Raw genomic sequence first — 17,538 nt, forward strand, 5'->3', positions numbered from 1 at the left:
TATCTTGAATTTTTGAATAAGGGTTGATGAAGCGGCATCAACCCTGAACTTCTTATCCAAAAATCACGGCGTTGGACTGCAAACGTGCTTCAAAACCCGCAGTGTTATTACTGTCCCCATTAAGACTGGAAACGGTATAAGTAGCATCTCCAAACCACGTCCAGGTTGCTTGGCCGCTAACATCAGTATCAACCGTACGTTTGAGTGTGCTGGTTCCTGCGGCGCCTGTCGTTAGGCTACCTGAGCCTGACCAAGGCGTACCTGTCAGACCCTCGATAGACTTGAGCAACATGTTGCCACCGTTGTCGTTGTAGATAACGTCATCAATTCCAAACCCCGCCACATCAATGTTGCCGCCCAGAGAAGTTTTGATGTACTGCGGATTGGACGAGCTAACTGAATTCAGCTGTACTACGAGCGCATGTGCACCTGTTGCAAAATTCAGATCAATGGCGCCTGCTTGGCCACCTGCGGTACTGCCCTGGTGGGCGTTGTGATAGATGTAACCACTTGACAATGCGCCATTGCTGTCCATTTTTTGTGACGCTGCTCCAGCACTGCCATCTGCTGGAGTGACGGTGGTGAAGTTCAGAGTTTGATCATTGGTCATTGCCAAATTGGCTGGACCACCGGCACCGGCTTTAACAACGCCAGCATCGAATTCAACATGGTAGTTGGCACCAAAATCCCAATCAAAGTTCCAGTTGGTGTTGTTGGTTCCCCATGTGGTTGCGTCCGCTCCACCAATGTCAATGATGAGTTTGCTGCCGCTGACCTTAACCGAATCTTGCAGACGCTGCAGGGAAAGCCCCACACCGCCAAAAGTGGTGTAACTGGCAGTACCCACAGTGAGGTCGGTAACTACACCATTGGTCAAGGTGATGACGACGTCGTTATCGGTTACGTCTTGTTTGCTGTTATTGGCTATGCCAACAGTAGTGTTTCTAGTAATCAGACCCGTTGCGCCCATGTCGTCCTTGATCCTGATTTGACCTGAACCCAGAGCGAGGTTTTCTGCGCTGAATTCAAGCACGAGTGCAGACTTGACATCAAGATTGGCAACGTTATCCAGCACTTGTGTGCTCTTGAGTGCGGGCAATGACACTAGGTCAATGCTGAAGCTCTTGCTGACCGTGTTGGAACCATCATTGGCATTGACGGTGACAGACAAATCGGCTGCCGGATTGGACGGTGCTGCTCCGAAAAGCTTTCCTGTGGTCGGGTCTATCTGCAACCAGGCAGGTGCACCGGCGTCCAGACTGTATGTCAACGTGCTGAAGTTACTGGTCGTGTCAGGGTCTATGAAGTAGCTGCTGATATTGGCGCCAACACCGTCCAAGGTGAGGGGGCTGTTGACCGTGTAGACCGTACCTGTCACCGCCACAACATCTGTGATAAGTGCGCCTGAGACTGTTGGGGCCTCGTTGACGTCGGTCACGTTAACCGTGATGGCTTTGGTGCTGACGTTGCCCGCACCATCCGTGGCCTTGACGTTGACTGTGTAGGCGTTGGTTCCTGCCGCGCTTGCTGGAGTTTCAAAGTCCGGGGCGCTCTTGAATGCCAGTGCGCCACCCACCAAGGTGAACTTGTCGTTGTCACCCGATGTACCGTCCAGCGTCCAGGTAATGCCGTTGGTGTCGCTGCCCACCAAGCTACCCACCGCTGTGGCTTTTTCTGCAACGCTCAGGGTCTCAGTCGTGATCGCGGGGTTGGTGTTGTCCAGCGTGTAGGCCGAGGACTGGTTCACCACACCGGTCTGCCAGGGCTGTGTGCTGGTCTTGCCTGTGACGGTAACGTCAGTCAGGTCGATGCTCTTGACGGTGACGCTGCCTCCGTTGCCTGTGCTGGGCGCTGTGCCTGTAAAGGTGAGCACGTTGGCACTGGCCGATACATACGTGGCCACCACGTCCACGCCACCCACGGTGAACGTGATTTTGGGGGTGCCGCTGCCGGTGATGGTGACTTCCTCGCTCAAGGTCACCGCAAAGGTCAGTGCATCGCCGCTCTTGCCGATGGCCGCATTGTTGCCTCCGCCTGCGTTGTCGTCTGTCACCGTGAAGCTATTGATAACCGGCGCAGCCACCACTTTGAGGCTGAAGGTTTGTGTGGCCGTCTGGCCTCCTTTGTCCGTCATGGTGACGGTGAAGCTGCCGCTGGCCGCTTCTGCACTTGGCGTGCCACTGATGACACCGCTGGTCGGGTTCAATGTCAAGCCTGTGGGCAAGGTGCCCGAGGTCAGCGCATAGCTGCGTGTGTCCGTGGCGTCCACGTCGGCAAAGTAGCCTGCCAGGCTCAGCTGCCAAGACGATTGGCCCTTGACCGCTGTCTGGGCACCGATACTGCCGCTGGCTGTGGGTGCGTCGTTGACGTCGGTCACGTTAACCGTGATGGCTTTGGTGCTGACGTTGCCCGCACCATCCGTGGCCTTGACGTTGACTGTGTAGGCGTTGGTTCCTGCCGCGCTTGCTGGAGTTTCAAAGTCCGGGGCGCTCTTGAATGCCAGTGCGCCACCCACCAAGGTGAACTTGTCGTTGTCACCCGATGTACCGTCCAGCGTCCAGGTAATGCCGTTGGTGTCGCTGCCCACCAAGCTACCCACCGCTGTGGCTTTTTCTGCAACGCTCAGTGCAGTGCTGCTGATGCTAGGCTTGGTTTGATCGAGGGTAAAGTTGACGGCTTGCGCATCGCCCACATTACCCGCTTTGTCCGTTTGGCGCACCTCGACTTTGTATGCACCATCGGATGAGCCATCACCAGCCGTTGGCGCTGCGTATGTGGTGCTCCAAGTGCCGATACTTGCAGACGAACCGGAGCCTTTGGTGACACGGTATTCGACTTTGGCACCGTCTTCCGCATTGGTGGGAGCGGTGATGGCGGCATTGCTTGTGATGCCGTCTGCGTCTTTGCCTGTCACGCCGTTGGTACTGTCGGTAGTCAGTTTGGCATTCAGATTTGCGCTGGGCTTGGTGGTGTCGAGTGTAAAGTTGATAGTTTGCAGAGCATTGACGCCGCCCACTGTGTTCGTGCCGTTCGCGTTGCCGGCCAGGTCGGTCTGGCGGATTTCGACTTTGTAAACGCCATCGGCTGTGCCGTTGGTGGCCGGTGCGGTGTAAGTGGTGCTCCAAGCACCGGCTGTGCCTGAGTCTTTGGTGACGCGGTATTCGACTTTGGCGTTGGTTTCGGTGTTGGTGGGCGCGGTGATGGCACCGTTGTTGGTGTAGTTGTCGCTGGCAAATGCAGTGTTTGCCAAGTTGGTACTGTCCGTGGTCAGTTGGGCATTGGGCGTGGCCAAAGTGCCGTCCACCACCACGGGCAGGTTGTTGGAGTTGCTGGTGCCTGTGACGCCGCTGGTGCCTGCGCTGAGTTCGGCTTTGAGGTTTACGCCTGCATCAACAGCGCTCAACGCAGATTTGGCCACGCTCAGCACCAATGTGCTAGCTGGGCTGGCAGTGAAGGTGTAGCCCGTGCCCCCCACGACGGCGGTGCTGCCCACGGTGAAATCGATGGCGTTGGTGCCACTGTAAAGTTTGAGCACCTGGCCTTGGACAAAAATGCCGTTGACCGCAAGATTCAGGTGGTCCTCTTCACCCTTCAGAAATGCGTCATCGGCGCCATTCACAACCAAAGTAATTTCAGAAGCGGTGACGGACTTAGTTACCGCTTGTGCTTGATTTGACGTAACTTGCGCACTAGCTTGTGCACTAGCGATACCCTTGATAATGGCGCTTTGAACGTCGGCACTTTTTTGAGGATCAACCGTGCTTGTAAGGGTGCCTGTGTTTACATCAAGAGCTTTTGACACGTCAGCAGCCAATTGCGCAGTCGACTTGCCGCTTGTTTTTTCAGCGTGAGAAACAATAGCTAACGCCCGACCATAAGCACTTGACGCATCCGTACCCGAGACTACTGAGTTATCAGTAGTACCTTGTGAACTCACAACCGTCTTGACATCTTGCGATACAAGATCAGCTGGGTTACCGCTAGCATCAAGAATATTGAACGCCAGCGCAATGGCTTTGTTTACCTGATTAACTTTTGACACTGCCAAATTGGTAGCACCATCTGATGTACCACTAGCCTTAATGTCAGAAGGAATGCTAATAGAACCATCTATCTTTCCGCTGTCAGTAATTCCAATCGCATTAGCCGCAGCAGTAGTCAACGGATTGATGTTGATTTTGATACCACCAGTTCCTGTTGCTGTTGTTACAGCTAAATAGACACCATCAGCACTCTTCAGCTCACCTGTAGCTTCATCACGATAGTCGGGATCCGTGTCGCCGTCGACCATTCGTGCTATGACAATTCCGGTATAGCCCGTCTTATCTTCATATATGAATTTCCCGCTTGAAAACTTTGCCTCTCCCAGCAAAGTTCCATCTGCCTTGTATAAAAAAACACTGGTGTTTGCACCGCTATCGGTCATTGGTCCAAAAAGGACATCAATTGAGTAAACACGAGGAACCGGGGCTGCTGTTGTATCAATCTTTTTTGCGCTTTCGCCTGACGCACTCACGACAGCTGCTGTAACTACAGCAGCTGCAAACAAAACTCCGGAAGACAAAGAAGATGCAGCGGCCGCGCCAAAAACGTCCGCGGTACCGGTTACCTCAGCAGCACCCACACCTGAAGCCGCATCACTGACAACACCTGTATTCGCCTGTGCCAGAAGAACATCAGACCCATATTCAACCCTAGAATTGAAGTCCGCAGAGGAGTAGATACCGCTTTCGGAACCAGAAGCAAAATCAGAAAATGAATCAGTCCGATTAGAGAGAGAAGTTTCTTCAACTTCATCGTTTCTTTCAGTATTTACCAAAAGGGAATCAGCAATCTCGCCAGATAAGCCCGCCGCATCATCTGCATGAACAATACTCTCTTGATCTTCTGTCGGGCCATGCAAACTGTCTTTCGCGACGCCATTCTCATCTTCTTCCTTGCGACGACCTGCTGTTTTGGCTTTTCTTACCTTCACAAATTCAGGAGAGCTTTTCGAATCAGCAACATTAACCTTATTCAACCCTGCAATTAAATTAGATGCATTTACAGTCGGCAAAGTGATTTCAGAAAAATTTTGCTGTTCAGACTTAGTGGGCTTCATGGATTTAGTCATATTATTCCTGTGTTTAATATAAGTTCAGTTCAGTTTATCTTTGACCGAGTGCACCGCTAAATGCCTTAACAATAGGTTTCGCAATATAAAAAAGCACGCTGCGCTGGCTACACAACACATCTAACGAAACCATCATACCAGGTTTGATGTGAGCATGTTCCACTTTGCTACCTTTATTTTGAACATCCGAAATACTTACTTGGACGCGATAAAACGTATTGGATCTACCATCAGGTCCCTGCTCTAGCAGGGTATCTGGACTTATGTATGTCAACTCACCCTTCCAGGATCCAAATATGCTGTAATCAAAGGCATCAAACTTAAGAATTACTGGTTGCCCTATTTGAATAAGACCAATATCTGCTGGACTAACTTTCGCCTCGACCAATACCTGACTGTTGGTGGGAGATATTTGCATTAATTCATCACCCTGTCGCAATACTCCACCCAGAGTACTTACACGAAGGGATTTGACTATGCCATCAACCGGCGACTCTAAAGTTGTGTGATCCAAGATACTTTGTCGTTCTTGAAGTTTGCTTTGCTGACTGACAATTTCTTCTTGAATTTTTGCAATCTCCCTCCGCGCATCAGTTTTGTATTTATCCCAAATTGCATTGATTTTTTGTTCCGCCTCAATTGACATCCTTCGTGCTCGCATTAACTCCACACGACTAACATCACCTGAATCGAATAGACGTTCGTTGACTTTGTATTCTTCCAATGCAAGTTTGTAATGCTCCGTGAGTGCGGAGATCTCCTTCAGAACAGCCATACGAGTTTGGCTGTACAACTCCCGCTGTGTCTTCACCAAATGCGAATGAGTTTTTTGAAAACTTCCCCAATTCGGCTGAACTTCTGATGCCTCCGCCTCTGCTCGAATCTTGCTTATGCTTAAGGCTGCTAAGCGATTCTGGACCTCATCCGCTCCCGCATGCGCTCTCTCGCTTTCGAGCAATGCCAAAACTTGACCCTTATGAACAATCTCACCCTCACTTACTCTCAAATCTCTTAAAACACCACCATCTGCCACCTGTATAACTTGAGTTCGGTCCTTAACAATAACTTGACCTTGCGCCCTCACCAATTGGTCTATATTGAAAAAATTTGCCCAAACAATAAAGCTTAAAATACCAACCAACAAAAAGCTTCCTACGCCGGGTCGAGGAAAGGAATACTTATACTTTTTGATAGACAACGTCATGATTGCGTGGAATTCTGATTTGAGTTGGCGTTTAATTGCTGCAATACCGCATCCCGAGGTCCGTCCATCACAACTTGTTGCTGCGATAGGATAATGATTCGATTCACTAGCGCAAGTAACTGGGGTTTATGAGTTACCAAAATAAGTGTGCTGTTTGGACGTGACTGCAACTCAGCAGCCAAAGTTGCCAATACCCGGTGTTCAACAGGCGCATCCATTGATGCTGTAGGTTCGTCAAGAAGCCATACCCGAGGGCTTCGCAATAGCGCCCTAGTTATGTGAACCAGCTGCCTTTGCCCGCCAGAGAGTCCCTGCCCCCCCTCAAATATTTCGCGTTCAAGACCCTTGGGATGGGGCGAGATAACTGTCTCAAATAACCCTGTTCTTTTTGCTGCTTGAATCAGAATATCGTCCCCGGGATCTGTCAATCCGAGCACCAAGTTATCTCTCAAAGTTCCTGCGAACAATCGTCCATCTTGTCCAACATATCCCATGTGGTCCGCGATGTTAGCCTTAGATATTAGGTCGATATCTATACCATCCAGAGTAACTCTCCCGCTTTGTGGCTTGTACATACCCGAAAGGAGTCGAAGTAAAGATGTTTTTCCACATCCAATTCCCCCCAAAATCGCAATTTTCTCCCCCGACTGAATATGCAACTTTGGAATTTTCAAGGCCAAGGTTCCGGAGTAATGCATCTCCACCTCAGACAACTCAAACGTCCCATGAATCTGACCCACAGAAAGGGGCTGTATGCCTTCAGGATGATCGCCAGGAAGCTTCCAAAGTCGATCCAGGTCTTGAAGTGACACTTTAATATTGGCCCATTGCATCACTAGCTGGGGAACCATACCTACTGGGCCAAGAATACGTCCACTCAGGATGGAGCATGCAATGAGGCCCCCCATTGAAAAATCAGCTTTACCTACCTGTAATGCTCCTGCAGCGATAAGTCCAACATAAGCTGCCTGCTGAAACATTGCCAGTACGTATTGAGAGTGCTCGGTGATCTCCCGCATTTTCTGCTCGAAGCTACGCGATTCATCAGTAATATCAAGCCACTTAGACAGCATTCTCCAGCCGCCTTGCCCAGATTTAATAGTCTCGGCGCCTTCAATACTTTCTACTAACAAACCTGACTTTAGGTGCTGAGCGGGGGTGGCCATCTTGGCTAACTGCTCCAGTCGGTTTTGAAATATGAAACTCAACAATAAACCAGCCGCAAAGAAAAGTATTGGTACGATGGAGAGCCATCCCCCAATAGCCATCAATACGCATAAAGTTAGAACAGCTAATGGAATATCTACCATTGCCTGTGTTGCTACACTAACCAGAAAACCTCTGGCACCTTCATAGCTTCTCAGTCGAGATGACGTTGACCCCACACTTGCAGGCAGTTGATCTAGCCTGGTATTCAGAAACTTCGTGTATACACTTCTCGCAAGATTTTGATCGACAGCATCAGTAAGCTTATGAATTTGGTTAGACCGAACCCACTTACCAAATAACTCCAAAAGAACAGCGACCATGACACCAATAGTCAGCACCCATAAAGTTCCTGATGCCTGGGTCGGAACTACCCGGTCGTACACTTGCATCGAATAGAATGAGTTTGCAAGTGCGAAGATACTAATAGCTAAAGTACCAGCAGCGATCTCTATGAGAAGTCGCTTTTGACTCCAGACTTCATTCCAAATTAGTTGGAAACTTGGACTGTTAGTGATTCGATAAGGTACGGCAAGACGCATCCGTATACACATCGAGTTTTCGATATGACTCAAAAAAGTTTCCTCAAACTTTCTCGATTCCGGGCTATACCAACTTATTGCCCATTGCCCATCAGGATTTCTACTCGTCACTAGCCCGAATCCTTTTGTCTCAGAGGCAATGAGACAAGGAAGGCGCCCCGAATCAGGTTGTTCAGAAAACTTCGGGCGAGACCAATTCATTTTCTTGGCCAGTGCCAAAAAAATTTCTTTTGGGCCGATTTCGATGTTCAATTCACGAAGTGCCGCCTGGAGTTGAAGCGCGTCAATGTTTTCTCTGCGAATTTGTCCTATTCGCATGAGTGTCGCCTGTATGGCTTGCATGTCCGTTATATTCATTTTTTTAATCTAATTTACGGAACTAGTGACACCTAAATATGCATCTACGCCGCGCGATTGAACTGTCAGACGCTGCATTGCTACCCAAATCTGAGTCTTGGCATCTGCAAGTTGAACAAGGGTAGTGGAGCGCTCTCTGGCAGTATTCATAAGTTCCTGCCAACTTTTTCTTCCGCTAGTAAACTGCCGCTCCGAAGACTCAAGGTACTTTCCTGAGTCGTATAGAGTACTTTCAATGGACTCGGTTCGCCTAGACTGCATAACAACTGTTTCAATGTCGGCCTGTATCTGATCGGCTATATTTCTCTTCAGAATTTCCAGTTCGTCTTTTGCCGAATCAAGCTTTGCCTGTGCTGCTGATATGTTTGAAAATGTCGACAAACCGGCTCCGAGACTAGATGTCATTCCGATGTACATCAGCCGATTAGTGCCTGTAACATTGCCATCCGTTATTTCGGCGCGAATAAATACATCCGGATATGCTTTTGATTTTGTTGCTTTTAAATCTGCAGCTAACAACTTTTCAGTTGCGTTAGCCTTGCGAACAGAAGGATGAAATCGGTATGCGGCATCTAACCATTCCATGGGACTTACATCCGACCATTTAACGATATCCTTTTGAAACTCTGGGACTTCGAAACCTATTTCCGCAGGCCACTCATTCCCCAAAAGTCTCTTCAATTTACCCAGTGCTAGTTGTTTTTGTAACAGCGCTTGGCCTAGGTCTGCTTGTACTGAACTCAGCCTGAATTGAGAGAGCTGCACATCACTTGCGGCTGACTGCCCCTCGCTCGCACGACGAGAAACTTTTTGAACATAATTAATATGCTGCTGTTCGCTTTCACGATATGCTGATATTCGCCACTCAGCTCCTTGTACTTCTCCCCACAATGCAATCCAACTGAGTACTAAATTCAGTTTTTGCTCCTCAAGTGCGGATAACGCAATCTGCTCTTGAGCCGTCGCTCGGTCCAACTGAGCGTCAAGCTTGCCCCCGGTCCAAATTGGCTGTTGCAAACGCGCAAAGGACGTCAAATTGTTTGAAAGTTTGCTCTCGAGAGAACTCTGCTCTACGCCGATTGATGGGGTGGGAAAGTATTGCCAGCGAGCACCCTGCTTTTCGAATCCCGAGACCTTAATCTGCCCCATAGCAGCTTGAACGGATGGGTTTCTTGACAGCGCCTGCGACAACATTTGCTTGTAACTCTCACCTGCCATCGCTACTGGCAACTCAGACTGAGCAAAAACCTGCTTGCATGCAGTACTCGCTATTGATGTCATCGCCACTGATAAAACAAACCCAACAAGTCTATTTGGCTGGATATACATTAGTATTTATAAGTCAATTCTAATTATTAAGCAGCTACACTCATCAAATTGAGTCCTGGGTTCAAAGCTCATTGTTTTTTTCGCGTCGAGGATGTTTGATTCACATGTTTTTGATGCTTCTAATGTCTCCTACGCGAGCGCCTATTACGCTGAAGATTGTTCCGCGGGGTACAAATTTGATTGGTTCAATCGTTTTTTCAATCGTTTTGCTGACCTAGCTAACCACTCCCTTCCTTCAGCCATTGCGGCATTTTTGCAAGAGATCGCTGCTTTAATCTTTCTGAATAGGAATGTATACAGCCTCAATCTGACGCAATCGATCTTTTCATGCTTGGCCTCAAGGGATGCAGATGCTTGTCCCAATCCATCTCATTACCCGCAGGCGTTTTACATTGGGACAAATACAGTACTGGCCGACATCATTCCTCACTCGCCCATTCAATATCGGTATTTAAGCTTTCGGATCTTTGGATACGAACATGAAAGCGCTACGTACATCGCAGAGGTGTGTTTGCAACTGCAACTTGAGGCTATTTGACGAAGCTTATGCATCCAAATGAGCGCACTGAAATACTCTGAAGTCGAAGCGAATAGGTTTTTTCTTGAGGTCCGGTCACCACATTTCTCTTTAAATGTTACGGATTGTAATTTTTCTTTATTGATACTACTTATTCTCCGGATTGCTCTCTATAATTTAACTACGTTTTTGCTCAGCATTAATTCTTTAATTTATTTATCCTTATGTCAAAACTTCTCGATCTCATAGCCCAAAAAGAATCCCTTGAAGCACAGATCGCTGAAATAAGGGAAAAGGAGTTCGCAAAGGCAATTGAGGATGTGAAGGCACTAATCAACCAGCACAATCTAACTGTTGGGGATGTATTTGGATCCAACACACGTGGCATCAAGACTGAAGCGAAGTCTGCGACCAAGGTAGCCGCGAAGTACCGAGACCCACTTACCGGAAATACTTGGAGTGGCCGTGGACTAGCCCCAAAATGGCTTGCCGGAAAAAATAAAGAGGACTACGCTATCAAGCAATAGAATTTTTTGATAATGAAGATGGAATGGCTTAAACGCCTCTTTCTTTCTTTATTAGATCTCTCTTGTTTTATTAGCACTTATCTCATCATTTATTCCTTTTTTTATTTCTTTAATTTGGATTGTAGTTTTGGGGCTTTGACATGATGCGATGCAAACTAACTGCATTTTTTGTCCTCAGAATGATTTATTCTTGCTGTCAATAAAAACTTTTTCCGTTTTGATGGGTTCTGTAGTTAATTCCCTGTTGACGCAAGAAACTTTCTCGGCTCCCAAACCTCCAATATCATTTTTGTCCTTGTATACTTTTCTGGGTTGTAAATTCGCGCGCTGAAGGTGGGTGTTGGTATTCTTGTTGCCACTAGTATTTACATGACGGATTGTGTGCAGGTCACGCAGTTAAAGCATAAGCCCCAGCAGGTTTTTAAATCGAAGTTTGAGGGCACACTGATCCTTCAGTGTGGGTGTCAACCTCTCCAACATACAGTTTTTGATTTAGCGTGTACAACGTATTGAATTCTTGGTGCAGACCATAGCTTTTGGCCAATGCCGTTTAGCTACGGCTTGTAAAAGCCAAGCCATTGGCGTAGCGATGCGAGAGCGGTTTTGGCACCTTGCCCAGGCAACCTTAGCGCCAGATAAAGGTCTGTTTCAGGGCTGATTCATCTTTTTTGGACTTGACGCTTCTGCTCATGCGCTAGCCCTGCAGTTCTCGCATTTGACAGTGAATCACCAACGCCAATTTAGTCCAACCGTGCCTACCAGCCAATAGCCGACAGAGGTCTGTCGCCCAACGTTAATTGGGGGTATTTGCTACCGTTGGTCCCGTCTAGTTGCGCGGTCTGAAACTCACTCGGCGTTTGCGAACCTTCCAGCCCTTGCATTGGAGTACCTTTTGTACCGTGTCCCGTTCATGGCCAGTTGATGTGCCACTCTGCGGGAACCGAATGGGGGGGGCTCTTCGGTCATGACTTTGATGGGCATGACAAACCTGTCTTGCAACTGGGGTCGCATCTTGTTCGGCGTGTTATGGAGCGTGCGTCTTGGGATTTCAAATCCAATGGCACAGTTTGACCATACCGACTTCAAAGCCATCTACTTTCAATTTCTGCCGAAGCCCTAGGATCATTTCTCGTTCTCTGGTTCCAGCATGTAATCTAGCTTTGTCGGGCACGGAGGTCTAACATTGCATCACCGTAGGCTTCCTGCAAATCCTTGATGTGACGCTCATACTGCCCTTTGCTTACCAGCGAATTTGTGTTCAAGGCGTTTTGCATACCGCGATTGGTTCCTGCATCCACTCCCCAATTTCTTAAGTAGTAACATCAAATCTGCGGTTGGCCTCTGCGACCGTGGTCTTTGCTTGAACAATTTCCACAACTAGGGCAGCTTTGGGCATGACCCTCCAGCGTTTTTTTGTCTTCTTCCACATTCGTGCTCATCCGTGTTTCCTTTAAAGCTAACACCTGAGTAGAGATTCACTGTGAAAATACAATTTCACCTTCACTGAACATCTGAATATCGGTACCCATACATGGTATCCGTGCATTTTGCTCAGATTCTTTAGGTAGCCGTTTGTGGGATGTACCCCTTGCGAAGGATTATTCGGGTCATCTAAACGCAATTCAGCGTTTGGTGAGCCGATGGAATTCACCATCGCAAAGTCTGGGACACCAACATGCCTGAATCCTTCAAGCCCGACATCGCTTTGTCTCATGAGCTCTCATCAAGGTCGACCTTACCTGACGACTTTCCGCCCTATCCCTTTACTGAAGCGCTTTTACGCACTCAAGCCAGGTTTCCCGCCCGCCGATTTAACGGTGAGCATGTCTCCGGGCTTACCCCACAGGAACGGTTTGAACTCCGCTATGTTTATGTGGAATACATAAATCGGCTCATCGAGTATGCACACAGAAAATGCGACCAGACGCCCGAAGTGTCATTTGTGGAGATCGTGGATGAGATTACTCATCTTATGTTCCTGCAAGACTGGAATCTCAGCAAACCGGGACTGGATCGGCTAGCGCAGCAGCTTAGAGACAGCTTTGAATCTAAAGAGTCGCATTCAGTAGTGCGAACTTGGATTCGTCTTTTTGTTGCAGCAGTGTTGAACCGCTTCTCCCGTCGGATTCATCTTTAATTTCAATGGAGTCCTCAATGAAGATTGAAGCAGTGCGTTCGCAACCCTATATTCAAAGACTCATCTGTGATCGCTGTGGTCGTCAAGCAAAACGAGATGACTTGGACTGTGAGTTCCATGAGTTCATGTCCATCCAATATCGTGCAGGCTTCGGTTCCATCTTCGGGGACGGAAACGGAGTTGAGGTTGACCTTTGCCAGCATTGCGTCAAAGACTCTTTAGGGACATGGATCCGAATTACTGACCCACTCGCGGACTTCAGCCTAGGGGAGCATTGCGGCGAGATTCCGAGCGAGTCTGACAAGCTTTTTAGAGATCAAGCCAGAGCCAATATCGCACGGTCCATCGAAGATGATGATGGCGAGCCAGCGGACCATGTCATTGCCGAACTGAGAAGCCAACTTCGGATGCTCAGGAGTACTATCCGCGATATTCTCCGCAGTCACCCAGAAGTCACTCAGTCACATGACATTTTGTTGTATGGGTCATACTGGCTTGGAGCCCCTGTGGTCACAAACAGGCCCCTTCCGAACTTGAACCTAGAAGAAGGTACTCTCGGTTCGGTTGTCCATATTCATCTCACAAATGACTTGATTGACGTCGAGTTTGTGACGGATGTTGACGGTAGAACGAGCGTCAAGACAGTTGACGCCCAATGGCTCAATCCGGGGAAATGGGAATGAAAATCACCCGCCTCGAGGCCATGCGCCGATCACAACTGGAGTACCACCGCTCCCACCCCTGGCGACTGTCAGAAGGCGGTCTTTATATTCCCCACAGCTATGCTGACATGACACCCGAGAGCCTCAGAAGTTGGGACGACGTGGGCTTCATTTTGAACAGACGCCGAGTGATGGTTTGGTGGGAACATCCTAGAAATGTCTATTCCGAAGCTCTGTAGGATGAAGTCTACAAAGTGGTGGGTGACGGCCCCTCCGACAATTGGTTAACCGAAGTTGGCACCAAAAATTACAAACGAGTTGGTCGTTCCAGAAAGAAACTGGTATCCACCACACTACGGGAGCCATCCCCTTCAAAGCGGGCCTACTATGACCTTCTCAAGGCAACGTTCGAGCGACTCAGTACCGAAGGCATTGAGTACAACGTATCTGTCAGTTGGAAGCCAAAGCGACTTTGGTGGGCCATGGGTGTCAACATCGTGGCGCCGATGGAAGTCCGCAATGGAAAAGACTTGGTTGCAGTCGCAAGCCTAGCCAAGAGGTTGATCAAGGGCCAGTCAAACCTGAAAAGTGAGTTTCCCGGCTATTGCTACACCCGCGAAGATTGGCTCCGTGAGTGCGAACTCCACTCTGGACACCTGACATAGAAACCTGATCACGGATTGCACACCCATGAAATCTGAACTTATCTTGTTCCTCGACTTTGATGGAGTACTGCACCCAGATCCGCCGAGCAGTTCCGCTCCTTTGATGTGCCGAGCACCTCTGTTACAGGCATGGCTTGAACAGCACCCGCAAGTGGATGTCGTGATTTCATCCACATGGCGGCTCAAGCGCACGCTCCCACAGCTTCAAGCGTTGTTTCCGGAATGGGGCGATCGCATCATCGGCGTTACACCGAACATTCCCCAGGAGAGTTACCAAAGACAACACGAGTGCGAATCCTGGATGCGTGACCACTCCAAGCCTTGGGTGCCATGGCTTGCGCTGGATGATCGAGCATGGAACTTCCGTCCATTTGAAAGACGCCTTGTCTTGACTGACCTGAAGACAGGGCTGACTAATACGGACCTTGTTTCCTTAACGAATGCCATGGGTCTCTAGATGAATTATTCACTGTCCAACGTTAGCATTAGTCCGGACTTCAAGCTGTGTTCGAGCCAAGGCAGTGCCCGAGTCAGAGGTTCGCAGCGAAACGGATATCCACCCTCAGTAGCTCACTTAAGTTTGGTTTACACTTCACTTCGAAGCGCCGACCGGCATTACCCATTAGGGCGCCCCGGTGTAGAGAGTGAAGGCCTCCCTAGTGGAGGCTTTTCGCTTTCTCGGCTTGGAATCGTGGCAACTGGAAGCGACTCTTGGGGATTGAGCGAGGTACCTTGCGAGTTTGTTTACCTTCTGAGTTGAACTGATCTCTCTTATGAAAATCCAGATCGCTTCCGATCTCCATCTTGATCTCCTTCCAAAAATGGATGGGTCAGATCCGGCCATCATCGAACCTACAGACGCCGATGTGTTGGTTCTTGCTGGCGACATTCATGACGGCTACAAAGGCATAGAGCGCTTCCAATCATGGAAACCAGACACCGATGTCATCTACGTGGCAGGTAACCACGAGTACTACGGTCATGTCTATCGAAGCAAACAGGCTCAAATCAAGGCGAGAGCGAACGAGGTGGGTATCCATTTCCTGGAACGGAGCGCTGTTGTGATCAAGAATGTGAGATTCTTGGGTGCGACACTTTGGACGGACTACCGACTCTTTGAGCCACGGTACTCACAGCCTCTTGCCATGCATGAAGCCAAGCAGAGTCTGAATGACCATCGGTTGATCCGGATGGAAAAAGGCGCCTTCTCACCGTCGGACGCATTGGCGAATCATGCGCAGTCACGTCAATGGCTCACGGATGAGCTTGCGAGGCCTTTTGATGGAAAGACCGTGGTCGTGACGCATCACGGACCTCATCCGAACTCTGTCCATGAGAAGTACCAAGGCGACCTATTGAGCGCCGCCTTTGTCAGTGACCTAGGTGACCTTCTGCAGGGTGCAGACCTCTGGATTCATGGCCATGTTCACGATAGCTTCGATTACCAGATTGACCGATGCAGAGTGCTAGCGAATCCGGCTGGGTATGTGTTGAATCGTCGTTCAATCAAAAGCATGGAAGAGGCAAAATTCGAGAACCCAAAGTTTGATCGAAGTTTAGTTTTGGAGATATAGGTCTTACGCTTACCACTACTTATTCCGGTTGACTTGACCATCTGTTCTGTAAATTGCTGATTTTCATGTGTTGATCAGAGTGAGTTGCTCTGGAGGCAATCAATGCCATCTGTGAGCCAGTTGCAGACATTCGACCTCTTTGCCGAATGCGGACACTGAATCCCCCGTTTGGGGATATGCCCATGCCAGTTGATTTGGCAAGATAGCTCGCTTGATTTGCTTTGTTTCTCAGATTTTTCATAACTGTACAAAAAGACGGGGTATCCCTTTAGCTCCAATTCTGTAAAACTGTTGTGATGAACGTAATCTCGGCAATCCCAGGCGCTGGTGTGGACTATCCCAAGTCCTAGAGCCAGTTTCTGGAGTGGTTTCAATCTGAGGACCCCTGCAGGGCCTATCTGAAACACCTGCGCTGGCCAGTCGGGTTTGTCTGCCCCAAGTGCTCGGTACTAGACACTCCATCGCGTTCGACCCGAGGCAGGATCATGTGCCGACACTGCAAATTTCAGGCTTCCGTAACTGCGGGCTCAATCTTTGACAACACTAGAACAGAGCTAAGGGTGTGGTTCGCCGCTATCTGATATATCACGAACCAGAAGCAGGGCGTTAGTGCTTTGGGGTTGCAGCGTGTACTCGGTCTTGGGAGCTACGAGACAACCTGGACCATGCTTCACCGCTTGCGCCGCGCGTGGTTCGACCAGACCGCGATCTGCTTCATGGGGAAGTCGAGGTGGATGAGTCCTATTAGGCTCTGACTGATCGCAAACATCCCCTTTCTGCCAAAGTGCGGCAAAGCTGCGTATTCCAGTGAATACCGCCGCCCGTTCTAATTCAAAGTAGGCCACACATTCCAGTACAAAACCAGCCACCTGTTGCACCTTTATGTCCGCCACCGTTACGAGGGGTTGAAGTCGAGCGGCCTGGCGACAATCGGCAACAATGGTGTGTCAGCTTAGGAGCGATTTTTAATTCAACAATGCCGCGAAAGCGGCCTTTTGGGTTGGTCATCCAAGTAAGAGGAGTATTTTGTTTACATGGTGTACTGCAAATGTTTATAGGCAGGTTTGTCGACTCGTTTCCATGATGTACCGCCATTTTGCGGGATATCTTCATAGTTAGGTTACACAAGATGCCACTCTCGCGCTTCACATTCATCGTCAAGGCACCGGGCTATTCCCCAGAGGTTCACCGTGCCATCCTCTCGTCAGCACATTTCACAACCGTCGTCGTTGGCGTGTCAGACTTGGCTACTGCAATTCTTGTCGCCAATGACGCAGCCCAGTCTGGCACACAGCTCATCGAATTGTGTGGCGGCTTCACGCAAGTTGAGGCCATTCAAGTACGTCATCAGCTGTCTGCGAGCGTCCCTGTTGGAGTGGTTGCCTACACCGCCGATCAAGAGGCAGAGATGAGCCGCCTTTTCACTTGATAGTGGTGCCATCTGTTCAGAGTGATGTAGCACGCTGTCGCTCCCACCTTGATTCGTACCCTCGGCGTTTCATTTTGACTGAAAGCCTTCGGGAAAAATGTACTAACGCTTCGAGCCATACAGAGACATTTATGGGTATGGTCCAGCTAACCGTTTCAATTGGCCAATGAGCAGGCCAATTCAGTGGCATTGAATGAATGCTGGGCTGGCAGGTTTCTATTGGATTGAGTGGCCTACTTTGGGCTGGAATGACTGGTAGGGTTTGGATTGGAATGG

11 protein-coding genes and 1 pseudogene are annotated in these 17,538 nt (G+C 49.2%); 8 read left to right on the plus strand and 4 right to left on the minus strand.

Features of this window, described 5'->3' with window-relative positions:
* Nucleotides 1–52 precede the first annotated feature (52 nt).
* The 4 genes from AEP_RS08345 to AEP_RS08360 are packed head-to-tail and all read right to left on the minus strand — an operon-like array spanning nucleotide 53 to nucleotide 9,751.
* Nucleotides 53–5,113 carry a beta strand repeat-containing protein gene (locus AEP_RS08345; RefSeq protein ID WP_087494951.1) on the minus strand — a complete coding sequence of 1,687 codons (5,061 nt, stop codon included), beginning with the start codon at nucleotides 5,111–5,113 and terminating at the stop codon, nucleotides 53–55.
* A 34-nt stretch (nucleotides 5,114–5,147) separates the two neighbouring features.
* On the minus strand, nucleotides 5,148–6,317 hold the full coding sequence (locus AEP_RS08350) for an HlyD family efflux transporter periplasmic adaptor subunit (RefSeq protein ID WP_087494952.1): 1,170 nt from the start codon (nucleotides 6,315–6,317) through the stop codon (nucleotides 5,148–5,150).
* A complete protein-coding gene (locus AEP_RS08355) occupies nucleotides 6,314–8,407 on the minus strand; it encodes an ATP-binding cassette domain-containing protein (protein ID WP_198301921.1) in 2,094 nt (697 codons plus the stop codon). Before AEP_RS08355 ends, AEP_RS08350 begins: the two co-directional genes overlap by 4 nt.
* A gap of 24 nt (nucleotides 8,408–8,431) precedes the next feature.
* Entirely contained in the window at nucleotides 8,432–9,751 is a 1,320-nt protein-coding gene (locus AEP_RS08360) for a TolC family protein (RefSeq protein WP_087494954.1), read from the minus strand.
* A gap of 91 nt (nucleotides 9,752–9,842) precedes the next feature.
* Between AEP_RS08360 and AEP_RS08365 the strand changes: the two genes are divergently transcribed.
* From AEP_RS08365 to AEP_RS08415, 8 genes and pseudogenes are all read left to right on the plus strand, one after another.
* Complete coding sequence (locus AEP_RS08365) at nucleotides 9,843–10,289, plus strand: hypothetical protein (protein ID WP_087494955.1); 447 nt, start codon at nucleotides 9,843–9,845, stop codon at nucleotides 10,287–10,289.
* A gap of 203 nt (nucleotides 10,290–10,492) precedes the next feature.
* A complete protein-coding gene (locus AEP_RS08370) occupies nucleotides 10,493–10,795 on the plus strand; it encodes an H-NS histone family protein (protein WP_087494956.1) in 303 nt (100 codons plus the stop codon).
* Nucleotides 10,796–12,470: 1,675 nt separating this feature from the next.
* Nucleotides 12,471–12,932 (plus strand): hypothetical protein, encoded by a 462-nt coding sequence (locus AEP_RS08385; protein ID WP_087494958.1) that lies wholly within the window; start codon nucleotides 12,471–12,473, stop codon nucleotides 12,930–12,932.
* Between the two features lie 17 nt (nucleotides 12,933–12,949).
* On the plus strand, nucleotides 12,950–13,615 hold the full coding sequence (locus tag AEP_RS20865; RefSeq protein ID WP_198301922.1) for a hypothetical protein: 666 nt from the start codon (nucleotides 12,950–12,952) through the stop codon (nucleotides 13,613–13,615).
* 669 nt (nucleotides 13,616–14,284) lie between these two features.
* Nucleotides 14,285–14,716: an HAD domain-containing protein gene (locus AEP_RS08400; RefSeq protein ID WP_087494959.1), complete on the plus strand. Its 432-nt coding sequence runs from the start codon at nucleotides 14,285–14,287 to the stop codon at nucleotides 14,714–14,716.
* 316 nt (nucleotides 14,717–15,032) lie between these two features.
* Nucleotides 15,033–15,833: a metallophosphoesterase gene (locus tag AEP_RS08405; protein WP_087494960.1), complete on the plus strand. Its 801-nt coding sequence runs from the start codon at nucleotides 15,033–15,035 to the stop codon at nucleotides 15,831–15,833.
* Nucleotides 15,834–16,192: 359 nt separating this feature from the next.
* A pseudogene (locus AEP_RS08410) lies at nucleotides 16,193–16,578 on the plus strand (transposase); the annotation flags it as partial.
* A gap of 384 nt (nucleotides 16,579–16,962) precedes the next feature.
* The gene (locus AEP_RS08415; protein WP_087494961.1) at nucleotides 16,963–17,262 is read left to right on the plus strand and encodes a DUF6506 family protein; all 300 of its coding nucleotides are present in this window, start codon (nucleotides 16,963–16,965) and stop codon (nucleotides 17,260–17,262) included.
* Nucleotides 17,263–17,538 lie beyond the last annotated feature (276 nt).

Origin of the sequence: Curvibacter sp. AEP1-3 (genome assembly GCF_002163715.1) — a bacterium.
Classification (GTDB): Bacteria; Pseudomonadota; Gammaproteobacteria; order Burkholderiales; family Burkholderiaceae_C; genus Allorhodoferax.